Below are 17367 nucleotides of genomic sequence, written 5' to 3' on the forward strand. Positions count from 1 at the left end.
TCTTGCCTTCTCGCGTGGCCGGGCTCACACTCCTGATAAATCGAGTTATCACTCACTTCGACCATCTCAGCTCCTCGTGATAAATCGAGTTACCACTCGAGAGCGCCGGGAGTGTCCCCCTTCGAACAAAGAGGTTCCTGATGTTCCCCTCTCAACGGCGACGCCGCGCAGCATCCACGACGGCCGTGGCGATGGCCACTGCGCTAGCGCTCCCCGCGATCACCGCGGCAAGCTTGGCACCCGCACCGTCCACCTACGACGAGCCGTACCGGCCGCAGTTCCACTTCACCCTCCCGCAGAACTGGATGGGCGACCCCAACGGCCTCGTCTACCGCGACGGCCGCTACTACCTGTACAGCTACGGAACGTGGCAAGGCGCCACGAGCACCGACCTCGTGCATTGGAACGACATTCCCGTGACCGAACCACAACGAGACCCCGGCAGCAGCGCGTTCTTCTCGGGCAGCGCCGTCGTCGACAAGGACAACACGAGCGGCTTCGGCACCCCGGGGAACCCGCCCATGGTCGCGATGTACACGAGCGTCGAGAAGGGCACCGACGTCGAGAAGCAGTCGATCGCGTACAGCACCGACCAGGGCAAGACGTGGACGAAGTACGCCGGCAATCCCGTCCTCGACCTCCACTCCGTGAACTTCCGCGACCCCAAGGTGTTCTGGTACGCGCCGACGCACAGCTGGATGATGGTCATCGCGCTGTCCGATCAGCACAAGGTCTCGTTCTACCGTTCCCCGGACCTCAAGAACTGGTCCCATGTGAGCGACTTTGGCCCCGCCGGATCCACGAGCGGCGTGTGGGAGATGCCCGACCTCTATCAGCTGCCCGTCGACGGGAACACGCAGAACACGAAGTGGGTCCTCAGCCTGAGCGTCGGCGGCACCGGGGTGCAGTACCTCGTCGGCCAATTCGACGGCACGAACTTCACGCCCGACGAGCCCGCCACCTACACCCCGCCCGCGGGAACTCCCCTCGACACGTTCGAGTCGGGGAGCTACGGCACCTGGACCGCGACCGGCACGGCGTTCGGCACGGCCCCTGCCGCGGGCACGCTGCCGAATCAGCAGACCGTCTCCGGCTACCCCGGCACGTACCTCGTCAACAGCTTCAACGGCGGCGACGGGTCAACGGGCACCCTGAGCTCTACGACCTTCACGATCACGAAGCCTCACCTCAACTTCCTCGTGGGCGGCGGTAACCACCCCTACATCCCCGGAGCGGCACCGTTCGGGACTCTGCCGGCGGGCCAGGTCTTCGCGGACTTCTCCGGCACGACCTACGGAACAGGCTGGACGGCCACAGGATCCTTCGCGAACTCCGGTCCGTCCACGGAAAGCCTTCCGAACCAGCTCGGGCCGAAGGCGCTCGACACCTACGCGCCCGACGGCGATCCCGGCAAGGGCACCATCACGTCGCCGTCGTTCACGGTCACCAGCCCGTTCATCGATCTGCAGGTTGCGGGCGGCAACCACCCGTGGGGCCAGGCGAACCCGACGGCGGTCAACCTCGTCGTCGGTGGCAAAGTCGTCGCCACGACGACCGGCAACAACAGCCCCGACCTGACGTTCACGAACTGGGACGTGACCCAGTACCAGGGCCAGCAGGCCCAGATCCAAGTCGTCGATGACAACGACGGCTCCATGGGCTGGGGCCACCTCATGGTCGGCGACATCATCTTCGCGGACGCCGCCGCCAAGCCGTGGGACACCCAGACGTCGGTGAACCTCGTCGTCGGCGGTCAGGTCGTGCGATCGGCGACGGGCGCCAACAGCGAAAGCCTCGACTGGGCCTCTTGGGACCTCCAGGACCTCATGGGCAAGCAGGCGCAGCTCCAGGTCGTCGATCACAGCACGGGCGGGTGGGGGCACATCCTGGCCGACGCCTTCAGCCTCAGCGACGACACCGCGCTCAGCGCCAACCAGCGCGCGCATTGGGTGGACTATGGCGCCGACTTCTACGCGGCCAACACCTGGAACAACACCCCGGACGGCGAGCGCATCGGGGTCGCGTGGATGAGCAACTGGGACTACGCCGGACAGGTCCCGACGAGCCCGTGGAAGGGCGCTGAAACGTTCCCCCGCACGCTCTCGCTCAGCACCATCGGTGGAAAGGTGCGGCTCGTCCAACAGCCCGTGAGCGGTCTCGCCGAGCTGCGCAACGGTTCGGCGGCGAATCTCAAGGACGTCACGGCCTCGAACGCGGCGACGCCCTTGAGCGTCACGGGCAGCACGCTCGAGCTCACCGCGCACCTCTCGGCCGGAACGGCGTCGAAATTCGGGCTCAATGTCCGCGCGGGCAGCGGTCAGAACGGGGAGAGCCAGTACACCCAGATCGGCTACGACACCAAAACCGGGCAGGTCTACGTGGACCGCACCCATTCGGGCAAGGTCGACTTCGCGTCGAGCTTCGCGGGCGTCAAGTCGGCGCCTCTGCCGCTCGACCAAGGCGGAGTGACGCTCCACATCCTCATCGATGCCTCGTCGGTCGAGGTCTTCGGGGACCGGGGGCAGGTGGTGCTCACCGACCAGATCTTCCCGGATCCCACGAGCACGGGCGTGAGCGTCTTCGCCGACAGCGGTACGGCAACTCTCGACAGCCTGCAGGCCTGGCACCTCAAGTCGAGCTGGAACTGACTGCCCATCTGGGGGTCACGTTCCGCGGGTTGCGGCCCGCGGAACGTGACCCCCAGCCTTGGGGAGAGCCTCACGCAACCCCGCCGCGTAGGCCATGGCCAGCCGCGACGAGCGGTTCTAGGCTGGTTTGTGGGGACAAAGGCCAACAAACGCTAAAGAATCGAGGCGATTCCCCCATGGCACCGTTCTCAGGCATCGAAAACGACGAGGACCGCGTCCACAGCGAGGCACCCGCGGAGGGTGACACCGATCTCGAGGCGACGGAAATCCGCGCCCACTCCGAGGAGCCGGCCGAAGGCCCGGACGAGGACTGAATCAGCTCGAGCCCGGCCCGAGCTGGGCTAGGCCTTCTTGACCACCGACGACTTGAGCTGCATCGGGCCGATGCCGTCGATCTTGCAGTCGATGTCGTGATCGCCTACGCCGTCGACCAGGCGGATGTTGCGCACCTTCGTGCCCGCCTTGACAACGAGCGAACTGCCCTTGACCTTGAGGTTCTTGACGACGGTCACAGTGTCGCCGTCGCTCAGCACGTTGCCCACGGCGTCCTTGATGACGCCCGCCTCCTCGGCGGCAGTTTCCTCGCCCTCCACGAGAGCCTCCCATTCGTGGCCGCACATCGGGCACACGAGAAGAGTTCCGTTTTCGTAGGTGTATTCGCTTCCGCACTGGGGGCACGGGGGAAGGGTGTCGCTCACCATCTCAGGATATCGGGCGGGCGGACGACGGCGGGTGCGCGCCCGCCGTCGTCCGCTCGTCTGTGCTGCCTGCGCGCCTGAGCTGGCTGTGCGAGGATCAGACCGCCTTGCCGGGGTTCAGGATGCCTTGGGGGTCGAAGACTGCCTTCACGCCGTGCTCAAGCTCACGCAGCCGCTCGGAGTGCTCGAGCGGGAGCCAGCGCAGCTTGAAGGAGCCGATCCCGTGCTCGCCCGTGATCGTGCCGCCCATCGCGAGGGCGACGTCGATTGACTCGTCGAGCGCGCGGTCGAGGCGCGCCATGGCCTCGCGGATGTCCGGCGCCTTGGAATCGACCCAGAATTCGGGGTGCAGGTTGCCGTCGCCGGCATGCGCGACGACCTTGACCGCCACGCGATGGTCCTCGGCCATGCGCTCGAGCTCGCGCACATAGTCCACAAGCCGCGAGCGCGGCACCGCGACGTCCTCCCCCACGCGGAACTCGCTGTCCCGCCCGATGCCGCGGCTGTTGCGCCGGAGGAACACGAGGCGCTCGGCCTCCTCCGGATCCTCGGCATGCAGAGCCGCCCCCGTCCCGGCCAGCACGCGCCGCACGACCTCCGCCTCGCGCTCCGCGCCGAAGCCGTCCGTCTGGATGAGGAGGAGTGCGTTGCCGCGGGCCAGGAGGTCGGAGCCGTTGAGCCGGTCGGCGTCCGCGAGCGATCCGGCGTCCATGAGCTCCATGATCGCGGGCTGCACGCGCGCCCTCCCGACCGCGAGGACGCCCGCCGCGGCCGACGCGAAATCGGGGTAGAACGCGGCAATCGTCCGCACGTCCACGGGGAGGTAGCGAAGCCGCACGGTGGCCCGCACCACGATCCCGAGCGTCCCCTCCGAGCCGACGAGGAGTCCCGTGAGGTCGTAGCCCGCGACGCCCTTGAACGTGCTGCGGCCCGTGCGGATGAGCGTTCCGTCCGCGAGCACGACGTCGAGGCCCAGCACCGAATCCCGGGTCACCCCGTACTTGGCGCACCGGAGGCCGCCCGCGTTCGTGCCGATGTTCCCGCCGATCGTCGAGAAGCTGTGGCTCGCCGGGTCGGGGGCGTACATGAGGCCGTGTTCGGCGGCCGCCGTGTTGAGGTCCGCGTTGATCACGCCTGGCTCGACGACGGCGACCTCGTCATCCGGGCGGATCTCGAGAATGCGGTTCATGCGTTCGAGGCTCAGCACGATCGAGTTCTCGACGGCGTGCGCCCCGCCCGAAAGCCCCGTGCCGGCGCCGCGCGGGACGATTCTGGTGCCCGTCGCCGAGCACGTTCGGACCGTCGCCTGCACGTCCTCGACCGACTCGGCGAACACGACGGCCAGGGGAAGCGCCGCCGCGTCGGTGGGCCCGAGGTCGCGGCTGTACTCGGCAAGGACGGCGGCGTCAGTGCTGAGCTTCGCGGTGCCGACTGCTTTCTCGAGCTCCGTGAGGATCCTGCTGGTCGGGCGCGCGGTCATGAGATTCCTTGTGGTGGTGGCTTGGTCGAGACGGCGGTGCGGGCTGGGGTGGCGGCGCGTGTGGTGTGGCCTGGGTGGTTGGGCGGTGCCGGTGCGGGCCGGCAGGGACGCAGAGCCGGAGCGCCGTCACGCCCACGCCACCAGCACCCGAGCCGCCTGCTGAGGCACCGACAGGTCCACCCCGGTGAGCTCGTGGAACCGCGCGAGCCGGTTGAGGATCGTGTTCCGGTGGCAGTAGAGCGCGGCGGCGGTCTCGGTCACGCTCCCGTTCGCGATGAACGTCCGCGCGGTCTCCTCGAGCCGCTCGCGCTCCGAGTCGCGGCAGGCCTCGAGCGAGCGGTCGAGGAGCGCGGCGAGCGAGATGCCCGAGTCCTCGAGCAGCCGCCGGGCCACACGATGCCAGGCGGCCTCGAGCTCGAGGGGACCGGCGTCGTCGTCGTTCGCCTCGTCGGCGAGCGCCGCCGCAACCGCCGCGGACGCGCGCAGGCCCGCGAGCCCGGACACGCCCCGCACGAGCCCGCACGGCACTCTCGCGAGGCCCGCGGGCACGGGGCTCCCGCTGCGGGGCTCCTGCCAGAAGCCGTACACGGCGCTCCCGGCCTCGTACACGTGCACGCGCACGCGGCCCGGGACTCCGCCGCCGAGCGCGCGGATCACGGCGCCCGCGGCCCCAGAACCAGCGGCCACAACGAACGACGCCGAGGGATCCACCCGGAGCGCCGCACCGATCCGCGTGAGCGAGTCCGGGGACAGCGATTCGGGGCCGAACAGCTGCGCGACGAATTCGCGCTGGACGCTCGATTCCTCCTGGGCCATGCGGACCCGCTCGGCAAGGTAGCTCGTGTGGGTCTCGGCCGCGTACGCGTCGACCACGTGCCACACGGATTCGACGCGCGAGGCGAGCAGCGCGGCGTCGCCCTCCGCGGCGAGCTCGAGCAGGTGGCTCCAGATGATGCTGAAGTCGAGCCGGACGGCGGAGGTGAGGGACGACGGCGGGATCCCCGAGCGGGCGCGACGGGCGCCGAGCTCGCGGGCGTAGGCGAGGGGGCCGTCGTCCGTCGTACCGCCGGCCCGGAGCGCGGACACCAGCAGGGAGAACGTGTGGGCGGCGGTCGCGCGCACGTCCTCGGCCGCGACGAGGCCCGTGCCGTATTCGCGGATCCCGGCGACCCGCTCGATGAACTCGTCCGCCATCTGCGCCGACCGCTCGGCGAGGGCCGAGAGCAGCTCGGACCAGCGCGCGTTCGCCTCGGGCGTTGCGGGACTGTGCACGGTCACACTCTACGAGTTCGCATCATGCCCGGACGCGGATGAGCTTCCGGTTCACGAACTCCTCCATGCCGTAGCGCCCGAGCTCGCGCCCGACGCCGGAGCGCTTGACGCCCCCGAACGGGAGTTCGGCGGACGAGCCGCCCGCTTCGTTGATCGAGACCATGCCCGCCGTGAGCTGGTCGGCGACGCGGGCGGCCTTCTCGGGGTCGTCGGAGTGGACGGAGGCGCCGAGGCCGAACGGGGTGTCGTTGGCGATCCGCACGGCCTCGGCCTCGGACGCCGCGCGGAAGACCATCGCGACGGGGCCGAAGAGCTCCTGCCGGTAAACGTCCATGTCGGGGCTCACGTCCGCGAGCACGGCCGGGGCGAAGAACGCCGAGCTGTCAGCTTCGCCGGGGGGCAGCTTCCCGCCGCCGAGGAGCACGGTGGCGCCTCCCGCGACGGCGGCGTCGAGCTGTGCCTGGAGCGTGTCCGCCGCGGCGCGCGACGAGAGCGGGCCGAGGAAGGTCTCGGGGTCCGTCGGGTCGCCGGGCGTGATCGCGGCGAGGGCGCTGACGAACTTGCCGACGAACTCGTCGTAGAGCTCGTCCAGCACGATGAAGCGCTTCGCGGCGTTGCAGGCCTGGCCTGCGTTGCCCATGCGGCCGGAGACGGCGCGCGCAACGATGGCGTCCAGGTCCGCCGCGTCGAGGACCACGAACGGGTCCGAACCGCCAAGCTCGAGCACGACCTTCTTGAGGTTCCGGCCCGCGATCTCGGCCACGGTCTCGCCCGCCCGCTCGGAGCCCGTGAGGGACACGCCCTGAACGCGCGGATCGGCGATGATGTCCGCGATCTGCCCGTTCGTCGCGAAGACGGTGGCGTACGCGCCCTCGGGGGCGCCGGCGTCGCGGAAGATCGCCTCCATCGCGAGCGCGGATTCGGGGCACTGCGGCGCGGGCTTGAGCAGGATCGTGTTGCCGAGCATGAGATTGGGCGCGGCGAAGCGGGCCACCTGATAGTACGGGTAGTTCCACGGCATGATCCCGAGGAGCGCACCGAGGCCTTCCTTGCGGACGACGGCGGTCCCGCCCGCCGCGACGTCGATCACCTCGTCCGCGAGGAAGCCGGGCCCGTTCTCGGCGTAGTAGCGGTAGATGGAGACGACGACATCCACTTCGCCGAGCGCCTGGGCAATCGGCTTGCCCATCTCGCGGGTGATGATCGCGGCGAGCTCGTCGCGGCGTTCGGCGTGGAGCTCGGCGACGCGGGTGAGGAGCGCCGCGCGTGCGGCCGGGTCGAGGCGCTTGAGCGCGGCGAACGCGGCGTCCGCGGAGGCGATCGCAGCCTGGATCTGGGCGTCGGTCGCGGTGGCGAACTCGGCCTCGAGCTGGCCGGTCGCTGGGTTGGTGACCTTGTACATGGATTCTCCGTGAGGGTTGGTCAGGGGAGGCTGATCTTCTGGTCGGTGATGACGTGGATGAGCGCGGACCTGCGCTGCTCGGTCACCGCCTTGAGGGAGCGTTCGACGGCGCCCGCGGCCTCGGCGTCGCTCGTCACCGTCTCGCCGTGGCCGCCGAAGGCGCGGGCGAACGCGGCGAAGTCCGGGTTGGAGAGCTGCGTGCCGGACACGCGGCCGGGGAAGTGCTGCTCTTGGTGCTCGCGGATCGTCGCGTACTGTCCGTTGTCCATGACGACGGCGAGGACCGGCACCCCGTATTGCGCCGCCGTCGCGAGTTCTTGGCCATTCATGAGGAATTCGCCGTCCCCGCACACCGCGATGACGAGGCGTTCGGGGCTTTCGAGGCCCGCCGCGACGGCGGACGGGATCGAGTAGCCCATCGACCCGTTGCGCGTCGCGAGCTGAGACGGGAAGACGTTCGTGGGGAAGAAGCGCTGCGCCCAGATCGTGTGGTTCCCCGCGCCGATCGTGCACACGGCGTCCTCGGGCAGCCGCTCGATGAGCTCCCGGAGCACGGCGCTCATGTGGGCGGTGCCCGCGGCGGTGGCGGGGAGTTCGTCGTCGTCGATCGTTGCGAGCGCGCGGTGGGCCTCGTGGCCGCTCGCCCGCCAGGCGTCCCAGTCCGCGGTCCGGCCGAGATCGAGGCCTTCGACGGCCTCCGCGAACGCGACCGGGGACGCGAGGATGTGGGAGCTGACCGCGCCGGACCGGCCGCGCAGCGTCGTGTCGATGCTCACGAGGAAGTTCACGGCGTCGGGGCGCTGCCGGAGCGTGAAGCCATCGGTGGGCACGTCGGTCGGGAGGGCGCCGATCGCGAGGAGGACGTCGGCGTCGTCGAACATCTGGGCCGCCTTGGCGCCGCGGCCGTAGCCGAGCGAGCCGATGTTGGCCGGGGACGTGAACGGGACGCGGTCGGAGGCGTGCCAGTCCTGGGCGACCGGGATGCCGTTGCGTTCGGCGAAGCGCGTGATCGCGGCCGCCGCGTCCGGGGTCCAGCGTTGGCCGCCCACGTAGATGAGGGGCTTCTCGGCCTTGGCGAGGGCCGCCGTGAGCTGCTCAAGCTCGCGGGGCGACACCGCGCCCTCGGCGACGGAGATCGGGGCCGTGAGCTCGCCGTCGTACGCCTTCGTGATGATGTCCTCGGGAAGCCCGACGACGACGGGCCCCGGCCGCCCCGACTTCGCCGCGAAGAAGGCCTCGGCGACGATCTCCGACGCGCGGCCGGGCTCGTCGAGCACGAAGACGCGCTTCGTCTGGGTGCCAAACCATGCGTTCGGGTCGAACTCCTGGAAGGACTCGCGCATGCGGTCGGCGATCGGGACGAGGCCCACGAAAAGGACCATGGGCGTGCCGTCCTGCCATGCGGTGTGCAGGGCGACGTACGCGTTGGCGGCGCCGGGGCCGCGCGTGACCATCGCGACGCCGGGCTCGCCCGTGAACTTGCCGTGGGCCTCGGCCATGTAGGCTGCGCCGCCCTCCTGGCGGACGACGATTGTCTCGATCTCGGTGCCGTGGAGGCCGTCGAGGACGGCGAGGTAGCTCTCGCCGGGGACCGCGAACACGCGTTTGACGCCGTGCAGGGCGAGGGAATCGACGATGGCCTGGCCAGCGTGGCGGGGCTTGTGGGTCACGGGGACTCCTCGGGGCTGTGGGGGCTTTCCTCCAGTATCAGAAGCCTCGATCGATGCTGTCCAATACATAAAGAGCAGAAAGATGATGCCGAGTCGGCATGGTCGGAGCGGCGCGAGCTCTGACATCGAGCTGCGAACCACGGGCGGCGGAACCGGTTGGCTAACTCCCGGGACACGGCGAGAGGGGGAGCCCCTCGCGCCCTTGGGAGCTAAATGCTTGCTCGTGGAGTTGCCCGACATGCCGTGCTCACCGGAGATGTGCCGAAAGCAGGGGAGGTCGTTGGGCTCAATTAGCTGACGAGAAAGGCTGCGAAGATTTGTACTGTAACCCTCGGCCTTCCCGAGAAACTTCCTCTCGCAAAGTGGTCTTTCGGTGGAGGTAGATAGACTTCCCGTGAAGGCGTATGCTCCCGCGAAATCGGCACCTTCACCAAGCAATTATGCTGGCTGGTCATATGATAATCCGGGCCCTTGTGCAATGGCGAAAGTCATGCAAGAGTTCACGAACCAGTGACGGCGATTGCATCTGAATCCCGTCCGGACAATCAGGGGGAAGCATTGAAAGCTCTAATATCGGCCGCGGTCTGCTTCTGCGCGGCACTGGCATTGGCAACGACATCCGCGGTGCCCGCGCAGGCAGCAACGACGAGCGTCAGCGGCTCGCTCAGCTGCCCCTCGGGTCAGGTCGTGTGGGTATACGTGACGACTGAGTACAGCGCATCGGCCATATTCTTCTCAGGCACGGCCCAGCGCTACAGGGACTTCGGCGGTTACACTCATGCCTTCAACTACGGAACCAGGACGGCAAACTGGAGAGTGGAAAGCGATGGGAACATCTTGACGGTGAGCGACCACTGCGGACCCAACGCGATGCGTGCCCAATGACCGGATCCATCCGGTCCGAGGTCGCGCGCACACTCGCCCCAGTCCCGGTCCGTACGTCCCGCCAGATGACCTCCACCGAGTATCAGTTTCGCGTGAGCGAGATCCTCAGGCTTTTCGACATCGAAGCGGTGGGGAGCGAAACGGGCGTAGTTTACGGGGACAAGGGCGTTGAACTGGAAGATCAGCCTTTAGTCTGGGCCGTTCACGCACTCGTTGCGAGGCGATTCGGAATCCCGGAATCGCAAATGTGAATTGGCCAGGCCGGAGGTCCGCGTAGGTGTCCTTTGGAGCTAGTGTCGCGTTTCTGAAGTTGCGGGACGTAGAGGATGCCGGGAAGGCACGAAGTGGCTTCACGGCATCCTCTACAACGTGGCCCGCAGGACCCAGAACCGACCGAAGCCGCTAACGCACGGCCGAAAGGACTCCGTCCTCGTCTAGCCGGAGCACGACGTCCAGTTCGAGCCGTTCCAGAAAGCGCCAGTCGTGGCTGACGACCAGCACCGCTCCTCGGTAGGCAGCGAGGGCGGCGACCAGTTGGTTGACGCTCGTGATGTCGAGGTCGTTGGTCGGCTCGTCGAGCACCAACAGCTCGGGCGGCGGGTCCGCGAGCAGGAGCCGAGACAAGGCAACCCGGAATCGCTCACCGCCCGAGAGAGAGGCCACCTGTCGATCGACCATCGCGCCACGAATCAGCAGGCGTGCCAAGCGGTTGCGAAGGTGCGCAGGCGGCACGTCCGGTGCGAACCGGCGAACCGCATCGAGGACCGTGGCGCCGTCGTCTAGGACGATCCGCTGCGGCAAGTAGGCGGCACGAGCCGAGGCATGCGGCAACATCGCCTCCAACAAAGTCGTCTTGCCAACGCCGTTGGGGCCGATGAGCCCGACCCGTTCGGGGCCCTGGATCACGTAGTTGCGCCCGTTCTCGCTTGGCAGCTCGGCAACGCGCTTTCCCCGCGGAAGCTTCGGATCGGGAAGGTCGACGCGGACGGTTGCGTCGCCCCGCGCTCGTTGCTCGGCGGCCTCCACGGCCGCCGTGGCTGCTTTCACCTTCGCATCCGCGTCGCTCCGACGAGAGCCTTGGGCCTTCTCGGCCGAGTTTCGCCTGTCGTTGATCACAGCGGGAACGAACTTTCGGTTCTCTTGGTCCTTGCGGCCCTGCCGCTCACTATGAGCGATGCGCTCTTCGGCCTTCGCCCGCTCGCGCTTCTCTCGCTTAAGCACCTGCTCGGCCGACCGAAGTGCCTGCACCGCGGCATCATGCTGCGTCTGGACCCACTCGCGATACTCGGTGTAGGAACCGCCAAACGATATGAGATTGCCGTCGCGGAGCTCGGCTGTCTCGTCGAGCAGGTCAAGGAGCTCTAGATCGTGGCTGACCACGATCAGAGTGCCGCGCCACGAGCCGATCATCCCGTAGAGGCGTTGCCGTGCGTCGATGTCGAGGTTGTTGGTCGGCTCGTCGAGGAGAGCGATGTCGGCGCCCCTGAGCTGGATGCCGGCGATCGCGGTGAGCATCGCCTCGCCGCCCGACAGCGTGGACACTGATCGGTCGAGATCCGTGGGGAACCCGAGCGTGGCGAGCTCCACAGCCGCACGCTCCTCGATGTCCCAGCCGTCGCCGACGGCGTCGAAGACATCGGGGTCGGTGGAACCGCCCTCGACGGCGCGCAGGGCATCGCGGATGGGGGTGATGCCGAGCAGATCGGCGACGGTGTGAGCGCCGCGCGTGACGTCTTGGCGCAGGTAGTCGACAGTTCCCGACGTGACGACGGCGCCGCCCGTGGGCCGCAGTTCGCCTGCGATGAGCTTGAGCAGCGTGGACTTGCCGGCGCCGTTGGCGCCGACCAGCCCGGTGCGGGTTCGGCTGAACGAGCCGACGACGTTGGCCAGAGCGGGTGTGCCATCGGGCCAGGTGAAGGAAAGGCCGTCGAGGACGACCGAAGAAGGGGTAGACAAGGTGAGCTCCCGGAGTATCGGCGGATGCGCCGACACTGCGATGCAGCGTCAGCGCGAAAGGGCTGCTGAACTCCGGATACCTGTCAAGATTCGTCCTTGTCGTCGTCCCCTCACACACGCGAGCACTCGCGGGGACCCCACCAGTGTCTCAAATGCGACGTCGGCCGCCAAACGGTTGTCTCGTCGTCGTCTTGCGCTTGGCTGCGAGGGTCAGAGCCCGTCGATGAAGTAGCGGCGCTCGATCCCGGCGGTGACGCGTCCCCATTCGCTGTTCGCGACTCTGTCTTGGTGGGCTCTGAACGCCACGGCATCGCGGAACAATTCCTCAACCTGCCACACCAAAGGGTCATCGGTGGGAGTCACGCAGAAAGAGACGCAGCCGAGTTCGGCGCGCGTCAACGCGATATGGCGCCCGAGATGCTCGACGACGACGGCAATATCCCTGTCGTCGCGGCACACGAGTTGCCCACTCAGACGAACTTCAGCCATGGAGCCATCTTCCCGCACCAACGCCTCTCCTACCGTGACCTCACCGCCAACGAACAGCCATACTCGGACGGTGAGCGCCTACTTCGAGTGCACAACACGGACCAGCACACCCAAATCGGAGCTGTTCGACCGCGCCCGGAGCATTGATGCCCACAAGAAGTCGCTGGCTCATTCTCGTGAGAAGGCAGTTGCCGGCGTGACATCTGGTCTCATCTCGTTAGGTGAGGAAGTCACCTGGCGAGCCTGGCACTTCGGCCTCCCATTTCAGATGACGAGCCGGATCACCGAGATGAAATGGCCTGACTACTTTGCGGATGAACAGGTCAGGGGGCCGTTCCGGCGCTTCCGGCACGTCCATGAGTTCCACGAGGACTCCGCGGGCACCACGATGGTTGACCGGGTCGAGTTCGAGGCGCCGTTCGGCCCGGTAGGGCGTCTCGTCGAGAAGCTCGTGCTGGCACGATACCTGCGGGAGCTCATCGAGAGGCGGAATCGGTATCTGATCGAAGGCGCCGCCCAGTGAGGATCTTTCAGGGCGTAGCGCTATCCGGCGCGCTGGTTGCAATCGCTCAGCGCGCCGGCCACTCAAGCTCGCGAAACATCCCGGTAGGCAAGGGCAAATTCCCCGTCTTGTCCTGCGCGCGCGACGACCACGGTCCCGGCAGGACGGTGCCCCATTCATTCGACCTGTTGACGGTCCCGGACGACGTTGGGGAGTAAAGGGACTCGGTAGGGTCCGAGGCCGTCGCCGGCTCGGCGGAGTTCTTGCTCAACGAATGCTCCCGTGTCAGTCGAAATGGGTTCGTAGGGCCCAACAGCCGCACCCCAATGCCCGAAAGCGGTTGGGCCCTACAGGACGATGGTCCCAACGATGGAACGGTCGCGGGACGGACTTGGGCGAATCCTGCGGCTAGCCTTGGCGAGAACTCGGGTGACGTGCGGCGAGCCTGTCAAGCGCCGCATCGAGGAGTTCCATCTCGCGTGGACCACCGTGCCCTTCGTCTTCGACGATGCACAGAGTGCTCGATGGCCATTCTCGGTGCAATTGCCACGCGGTGATCGCGGGTCCGCTAATGTCGCGCCTGCCATGGATCAGGTGGGCCGGAATGTGCTTGAGTTCGCTGACCCTCGCGAGAATCGCCTCGGGGCCGCGCAGGAATGCGTCGTTTGACCAGTAGTGGGTCACGAGCATGGCGAAGCCGAGCCGTTCCGAGTCGTCATCGTGTCTGCTGCCGCGCTGGTCGGGGGAGTCAAGAGAAATGTGGATGTTCTCCCATACGTCCCACGCGAGCGCGGCGGCTGCCCGGTCGACGGGGTCAGCGGAGGCAAGTCGTCGCGCGTATGCGTCGACGACTCTCTCGCCGTCTTCACGCTGTGAGGCATCGGCGAATTCCTGCCAAGCCTCGGGAAAGACCCGCCCAATGCCTTCCGTGATCCAATCGACTTCATCCCGTCCGGTAGTCGTCACGGCAACAAGCGCGAGACCAAGCACGCGGTCAGGATGCGCCAGCGAATAGGCCAGAGCCAGCGTGGAGCCCCACGACGCGCCTGCCAGCACCCAGTGCTCTATCCCAAGCCATTCGCGCAGTTGCTCGATGTCGGCGATAAGCCGCTCGGTGGTATTCGACGCGAGAGTTTCGGGCGCATGGCTGACGAGCGGACGGCTGCGCCCACACCCTCGCTGATCGATCCCGACGATGAGGTACCGGTCGGGATCGAAATGGCGGCGGTAACCCCCGGTCCCCAGTCCGCTGCCGGGGCCGCCGTGCAGCCAGAGCGCGGGCAGCCCATCACGCTTCCCCGACGCCTCCCAGTACAGCTGCGCGCCGTCATGGAGCTCGAGCAGCCCCGAATCGAAGGGCACCAGAGGGGCGTATTTCATGGTGACACGATACGGCTCTAGCAGGGGCCGATTGGGTCACCGTCGAACGGGGCGAACAGCGCGAGCAGCAGGCCGTCCGCCTTAAGGACGCGGTGGAACTCGTCGAAGATCGCGCCAAGGCCATCCGTTGGAGTGTGAATGATCGAATACCAGGCGAGCACACCGTCGAACGAGCTGTCCTCGTACCCGAGCGCCGCCAGTTCGCCCACCGCGATCTCGATCCCAGGGTTCGCCGTCCGCGCCTCGGCAACCATCGCGGGCGAGAGGTCGAGCCCGGACAACGACAACGACGGATCCAACGAGGCGAGGTGGGCAAGCATCCTCCCGGCACCGCAGCCAGCATCGAGGACCCGAGCCCCGGGCGCGAGCTGGGTCGCGAAATGCTCGATCATCGCCGCATCGAGGGGCGCCTCATACGAAGCATCGGGCAGCAATCTCGCGTAGCTCTGTGCCACCACGTCGTAAGCGTTGCGCGTCATCGACAAGAGATCCTCGCTCACGAAAGGGACTCTATCCGTCCGGCTGCGATGGGGAGGTCGCGCGCGGACCGAGCGCGAGCAGATTCGCGAGCGGCTCCCCCGCGCGGATGCGCGCGAGCAGCGCGGGCTCGGCGGCGTCGGAGGCCTCGGCGAGGCCGACGACGGCGGAGGCGGCCTCCGCGGTGAGTGCCACCACGCCGTTGTCGTCGCCGAGGACGAGGTCGCCGTCGCGGATGAGCACACCGCCGCATTCGACGGGGACGCCCAACTCGGACTCGTCGCCGAAGCGGCGCTTCGTCGTGAGGCAGCTCGTGCCGCGCGCGTAGACGCTAAGGCCCGACGCGCGGAGGTCGCCGAGGTCGGTCACCGCACCGTCGACGACGACGCCGGCCGCACCACGGGCGAACAGGGCGGCGGCGGTGACGGCGCCGAGGGGAGCGTGACGGATGTCGCCGGACATGCTCACGACGAGGACCTCCCCCGGCTCGACCCGCAGGATCGCGCGGTTCATCGCCGTCGCGTCCTGTTCGGAGATCCGCACCGTTCGGGCGACGCCTGCGAGCGTCCCGGAGCCCGCGAGGCGGCGGATCTCGGGGGCGAGGAAGCCGTCCTCGAGGAAGTGCCCGAGCGTCGGGATGCTCACCGCCCGCAGACGTGCAAGCAGCTCCCCGCGGCTCATGGCACCACCGCGACACAGTCGATCTCGAGCGCCACGCCCCACAGGCTAACGCAGACCGTCGTCCGCGCGGGCCGGTGCTCGCCGAAGAACTCGGCATACAAGCGGTTGTAGGGCCCGAGTTGCTCGGGAGCCGTGAGGTAGCCGTTGCACTTGACCACGTGCTCGAGACCGGAGCCGGCCTCGGCAAGCACAGAGCGGAGGTTCTCAAGCGTGCGCCGCACCTGGCCCTCGAAATCCTCGGGCTGATCGTCGAGCCCGCCCTGGCCCGCCGGGATCTGGCCCGAGGCGAACACGAACCCGTTCGCGACTACGGCCTGCGAGAAGGGGCCGACGGCGCCCGGAAGCCCGGGCGCCGTCGCGATCCGCTGCATCAACGCGCCTCGGCGTCCGCGCGATCGGCGGGCTGTGGGCGCGAGGTCGGGTCGCCGTGCAGCGCCGGATATTCCTCTACAGCGTCGATGTTGCCGAACCGCGTCTCGGTGAGCACGAGCAACGCCCCAAGCGAGACGAGCGCGGTGACAAGGATGTACCAGGCCACGGAGGAGCTCTGGTGGGTCAGCCCGAGCAGCCACGTCGTGACGAACGGCGTTGCGGCCGAGCCGAGGAGGCCCGAGAGCATGTACGCGACCGAGAGGCCCGAGTAGCGCACCTTGGAGCCGAAGAGCTCCGCGAGGAACGTCGCAATAGGACCGTAGTTCGCGGCGAACGCGGTCATCATGGCGAGGTACGCGGCGTACAGGAACGCGACCGATTTCGTGTCCATGAGCCAGAACATCGGGAACGCGAGCAGAGCCTCCGCGGCGATGCCGCCCATGATGATCGGCTTGCGCCCGAGGCGGTCGCTCAGCCGCCCGAAGAACGGGATGAGCACGAAGCACAGCGCGCACGAGACCATGACGACGGTGAGCATCGTCGTGTCGCTGTGGCCGAGGTCCTTCTTGCCGTACGCGACGGCGGAGGCGGTGATGAGCGTGAACGTCGAGCCGGTCGAAAGCGTGGCGACGCCGCCGAGCACGACCTGCTTCCAGTAGCGGCGCATGAGGGCCGCGAACGGGATCTTCGCCTTCGTGCCGGTCTCGCGGACGGCCTGGAACGAGGGCGTCTCCTCGATGTTGAGGCGAATGTAGAGGCCGACGGCGACGAGGACCGCCGAGGCGAGGAACGGGACGCGCCACCCCCACGAGGTGAGCGAGGCGCCGTCGACCGTTGCCGCGACGACGAGGAAGGCGACGTTCGCGATGAGCGTCCCGGCGGGAACGCCGACCTGCACGAGCGAGCCGAAGAAGCCGCGGCGGCCGGCCGGCGCGTGCTCGACGGTCATGAGGACGGCGCCGCCCCACTCGCCGCCGAGCGCGAGGCCTTGGATGACGCGGAGCGTGAGCAGGATGAGGGGTGCGAGGGCGCCGATCGCGTGATAATCGGGGACGAGGCCGATTGCGAACGTCGCGGCGCCCATCGTGAGGAGCGAGACGAGCAGCATCGACTTGCGGCCCAGTCGGTCGCCGAAGTGGCCGAAGATGATCGCGCCGACCATGCGGGCCACGTACGCGGCGGCGAACGTGCCGAAGGCGAGCATCGTGCCGACCACGGGGTCGAAGGACGGGAAGAAGATCTTGTTGAAGACGAGCGCGGAGGCGGTGCCGAAGAGGAACAGGTCGTACCACTCGACGGTGGTGCCGATGACGCTCGCGAGGGCGATCTTGTTCATCTTCCGCTGATCGAGGCGGGCGACGGCGGGGCTCCCGGGGGCGGGGGAGTCGTGAGACATGAGGGGCTCCAAGGGAATGCGGGTACGGGGTAATCCACTCTCCCGTGACGCAGTTCACG

16 protein-coding genes are annotated in these 17367 nt (G+C 68.0%); 4 read left to right on the forward strand and 12 right to left on the reverse strand.

Annotated features, from left to right (window positions below):
- Window positions 1–191 precede the first annotated feature (191 nt).
- On the forward strand, window positions 192–2648 hold the full coding sequence (locus tag SPF06_RS13550; RefSeq protein WP_323279631.1) for a GH32 C-terminal domain-containing protein: 2457 nt from the start codon (window positions 192–194) through the stop codon (window positions 2646–2648).
- Between the two features lie 176 nt (window positions 2649–2824).
- Window positions 2825–2962, forward strand: coding sequence for a hypothetical protein (locus SPF06_RS13555; protein WP_323279632.1), 138 nt, complete (start codon window positions 2825–2827; stop codon window positions 2960–2962).
- A 27-nt stretch (window positions 2963–2989) separates the two neighbouring features.
- On the opposite strand, the gene SPF06_RS13560 is transcribed toward SPF06_RS13555, so the two are convergent.
- From SPF06_RS13560 to SPF06_RS13580, 5 genes are all read right to left on the reverse strand, one after another.
- Window positions 2990–3346: a zinc ribbon domain-containing protein YjdM gene (locus tag SPF06_RS13560; RefSeq protein WP_323279633.1), complete on the reverse strand. Its 357-nt coding sequence runs from the start codon at window positions 3344–3346 to the stop codon at window positions 2990–2992.
- Between the two features lie 97 nt (window positions 3347–3443).
- Window positions 3444–4826, reverse strand: coding sequence for an FAD-binding oxidoreductase (locus SPF06_RS13565; protein ID WP_323279634.1), 1383 nt, complete (start codon window positions 4824–4826; stop codon window positions 3444–3446).
- A 126-nt stretch (window positions 4827–4952) separates the two neighbouring features.
- Window positions 4953–6098, reverse strand: coding sequence for a helix-turn-helix domain-containing protein (locus SPF06_RS13570; RefSeq protein WP_323279635.1), 1146 nt, complete (start codon window positions 6096–6098; stop codon window positions 4953–4955).
- A 22-nt stretch (window positions 6099–6120) separates the two neighbouring features.
- Window positions 6121–7500, reverse strand: a complete 1380-nt coding sequence (locus SPF06_RS13575) for an NAD-dependent succinate-semialdehyde dehydrogenase (protein WP_323279636.1) — start codon at window positions 7498–7500, stop codon at window positions 6121–6123.
- A gap of 20 nt (window positions 7501–7520) precedes the next feature.
- Window positions 7521–9170: a thiamine pyrophosphate-dependent enzyme gene (locus SPF06_RS13580; RefSeq protein ID WP_323279637.1), complete on the reverse strand. Its 1650-nt coding sequence runs from the start codon at window positions 9168–9170 to the stop codon at window positions 7521–7523.
- 977 nt (window positions 9171–10147) lie between these two features.
- Between SPF06_RS13580 and SPF06_RS13585 the strand changes: the two genes are divergently transcribed.
- Window positions 10148–10306 carry a hypothetical protein gene (locus tag SPF06_RS13585; protein ID WP_323279638.1) on the forward strand — a complete coding sequence of 53 codons (159 nt, stop codon included), beginning with the start codon at window positions 10148–10150 and terminating at the stop codon, window positions 10304–10306.
- 151 nt (window positions 10307–10457) lie between these two features.
- Here the strand turns inward: SPF06_RS13585 and SPF06_RS13590 are convergent, their stop codons facing one another.
- A complete protein-coding gene (locus SPF06_RS13590) occupies window positions 10458–12011 on the reverse strand; it encodes an ABC-F family ATP-binding cassette domain-containing protein (RefSeq protein WP_323279639.1) in 1554 nt (517 codons plus the stop codon).
- Between the two features lie 210 nt (window positions 12012–12221).
- Window positions 12222–12500, reverse strand: coding sequence for a putative quinol monooxygenase (locus SPF06_RS13595; RefSeq protein ID WP_323279640.1), 279 nt, complete (start codon window positions 12498–12500; stop codon window positions 12222–12224).
- Window positions 12501–12570: 70 nt separating this feature from the next.
- Between SPF06_RS13595 and SPF06_RS13600 the strand changes: the two genes are divergently transcribed.
- A complete protein-coding gene (locus SPF06_RS13600; protein ID WP_323279641.1) occupies window positions 12571–13023 on the forward strand; it encodes an SRPBCC family protein in 453 nt (150 codons plus the stop codon).
- Window positions 13024–13410: 387 nt separating this feature from the next.
- Here SPF06_RS13600 and pip read toward each other — a convergent pair whose 3' ends face one another.
- From pip to SPF06_RS13625, 5 genes are read right to left on the reverse strand one after another with little or no spacing between them, the layout of a single operon-like run.
- Complete coding sequence (gene pip, locus SPF06_RS13605; protein WP_323279642.1) at window positions 13411–14382, reverse strand: prolyl aminopeptidase; 972 nt, start codon at window positions 14380–14382, stop codon at window positions 13411–13413.
- A 17-nt stretch (window positions 14383–14399) separates the two neighbouring features.
- Window positions 14400–14882 carry a class I SAM-dependent methyltransferase gene (locus SPF06_RS13610; protein WP_323279643.1) on the reverse strand — a complete coding sequence of 161 codons (483 nt, stop codon included), beginning with the start codon at window positions 14880–14882 and terminating at the stop codon, window positions 14400–14402.
- Between the two features lie 10 nt (window positions 14883–14892).
- Window positions 14893–15540 carry an RraA family protein gene (locus SPF06_RS13615; RefSeq protein WP_323279644.1) on the reverse strand — a complete coding sequence of 216 codons (648 nt, stop codon included), beginning with the start codon at window positions 15538–15540 and terminating at the stop codon, window positions 14893–14895.
- Window positions 15537–15911: a RidA family protein gene (locus SPF06_RS13620; protein ID WP_323279645.1), complete on the reverse strand. Its 375-nt coding sequence runs from the start codon at window positions 15909–15911 to the stop codon at window positions 15537–15539. Before SPF06_RS13620 ends, SPF06_RS13615 begins: the two co-directional genes overlap by 4 nt.
- Window positions 15911–17308, reverse strand: coding sequence for an MFS transporter (locus tag SPF06_RS13625; RefSeq protein ID WP_323279647.1), 1398 nt, complete (start codon window positions 17306–17308; stop codon window positions 15911–15913). The genes SPF06_RS13620 and SPF06_RS13625 overlap by 1 nt, the downstream gene beginning before the upstream one ends.
- Window positions 17309–17367: the final 59 nt, after the last annotated feature.

This window comes from Sinomonas terricola, from assembly GCF_034931225.1.
Lineage (GTDB): Bacteria > Actinomycetota > Actinomycetes > Actinomycetales > Micrococcaceae > Sinomonas > Sinomonas terricola.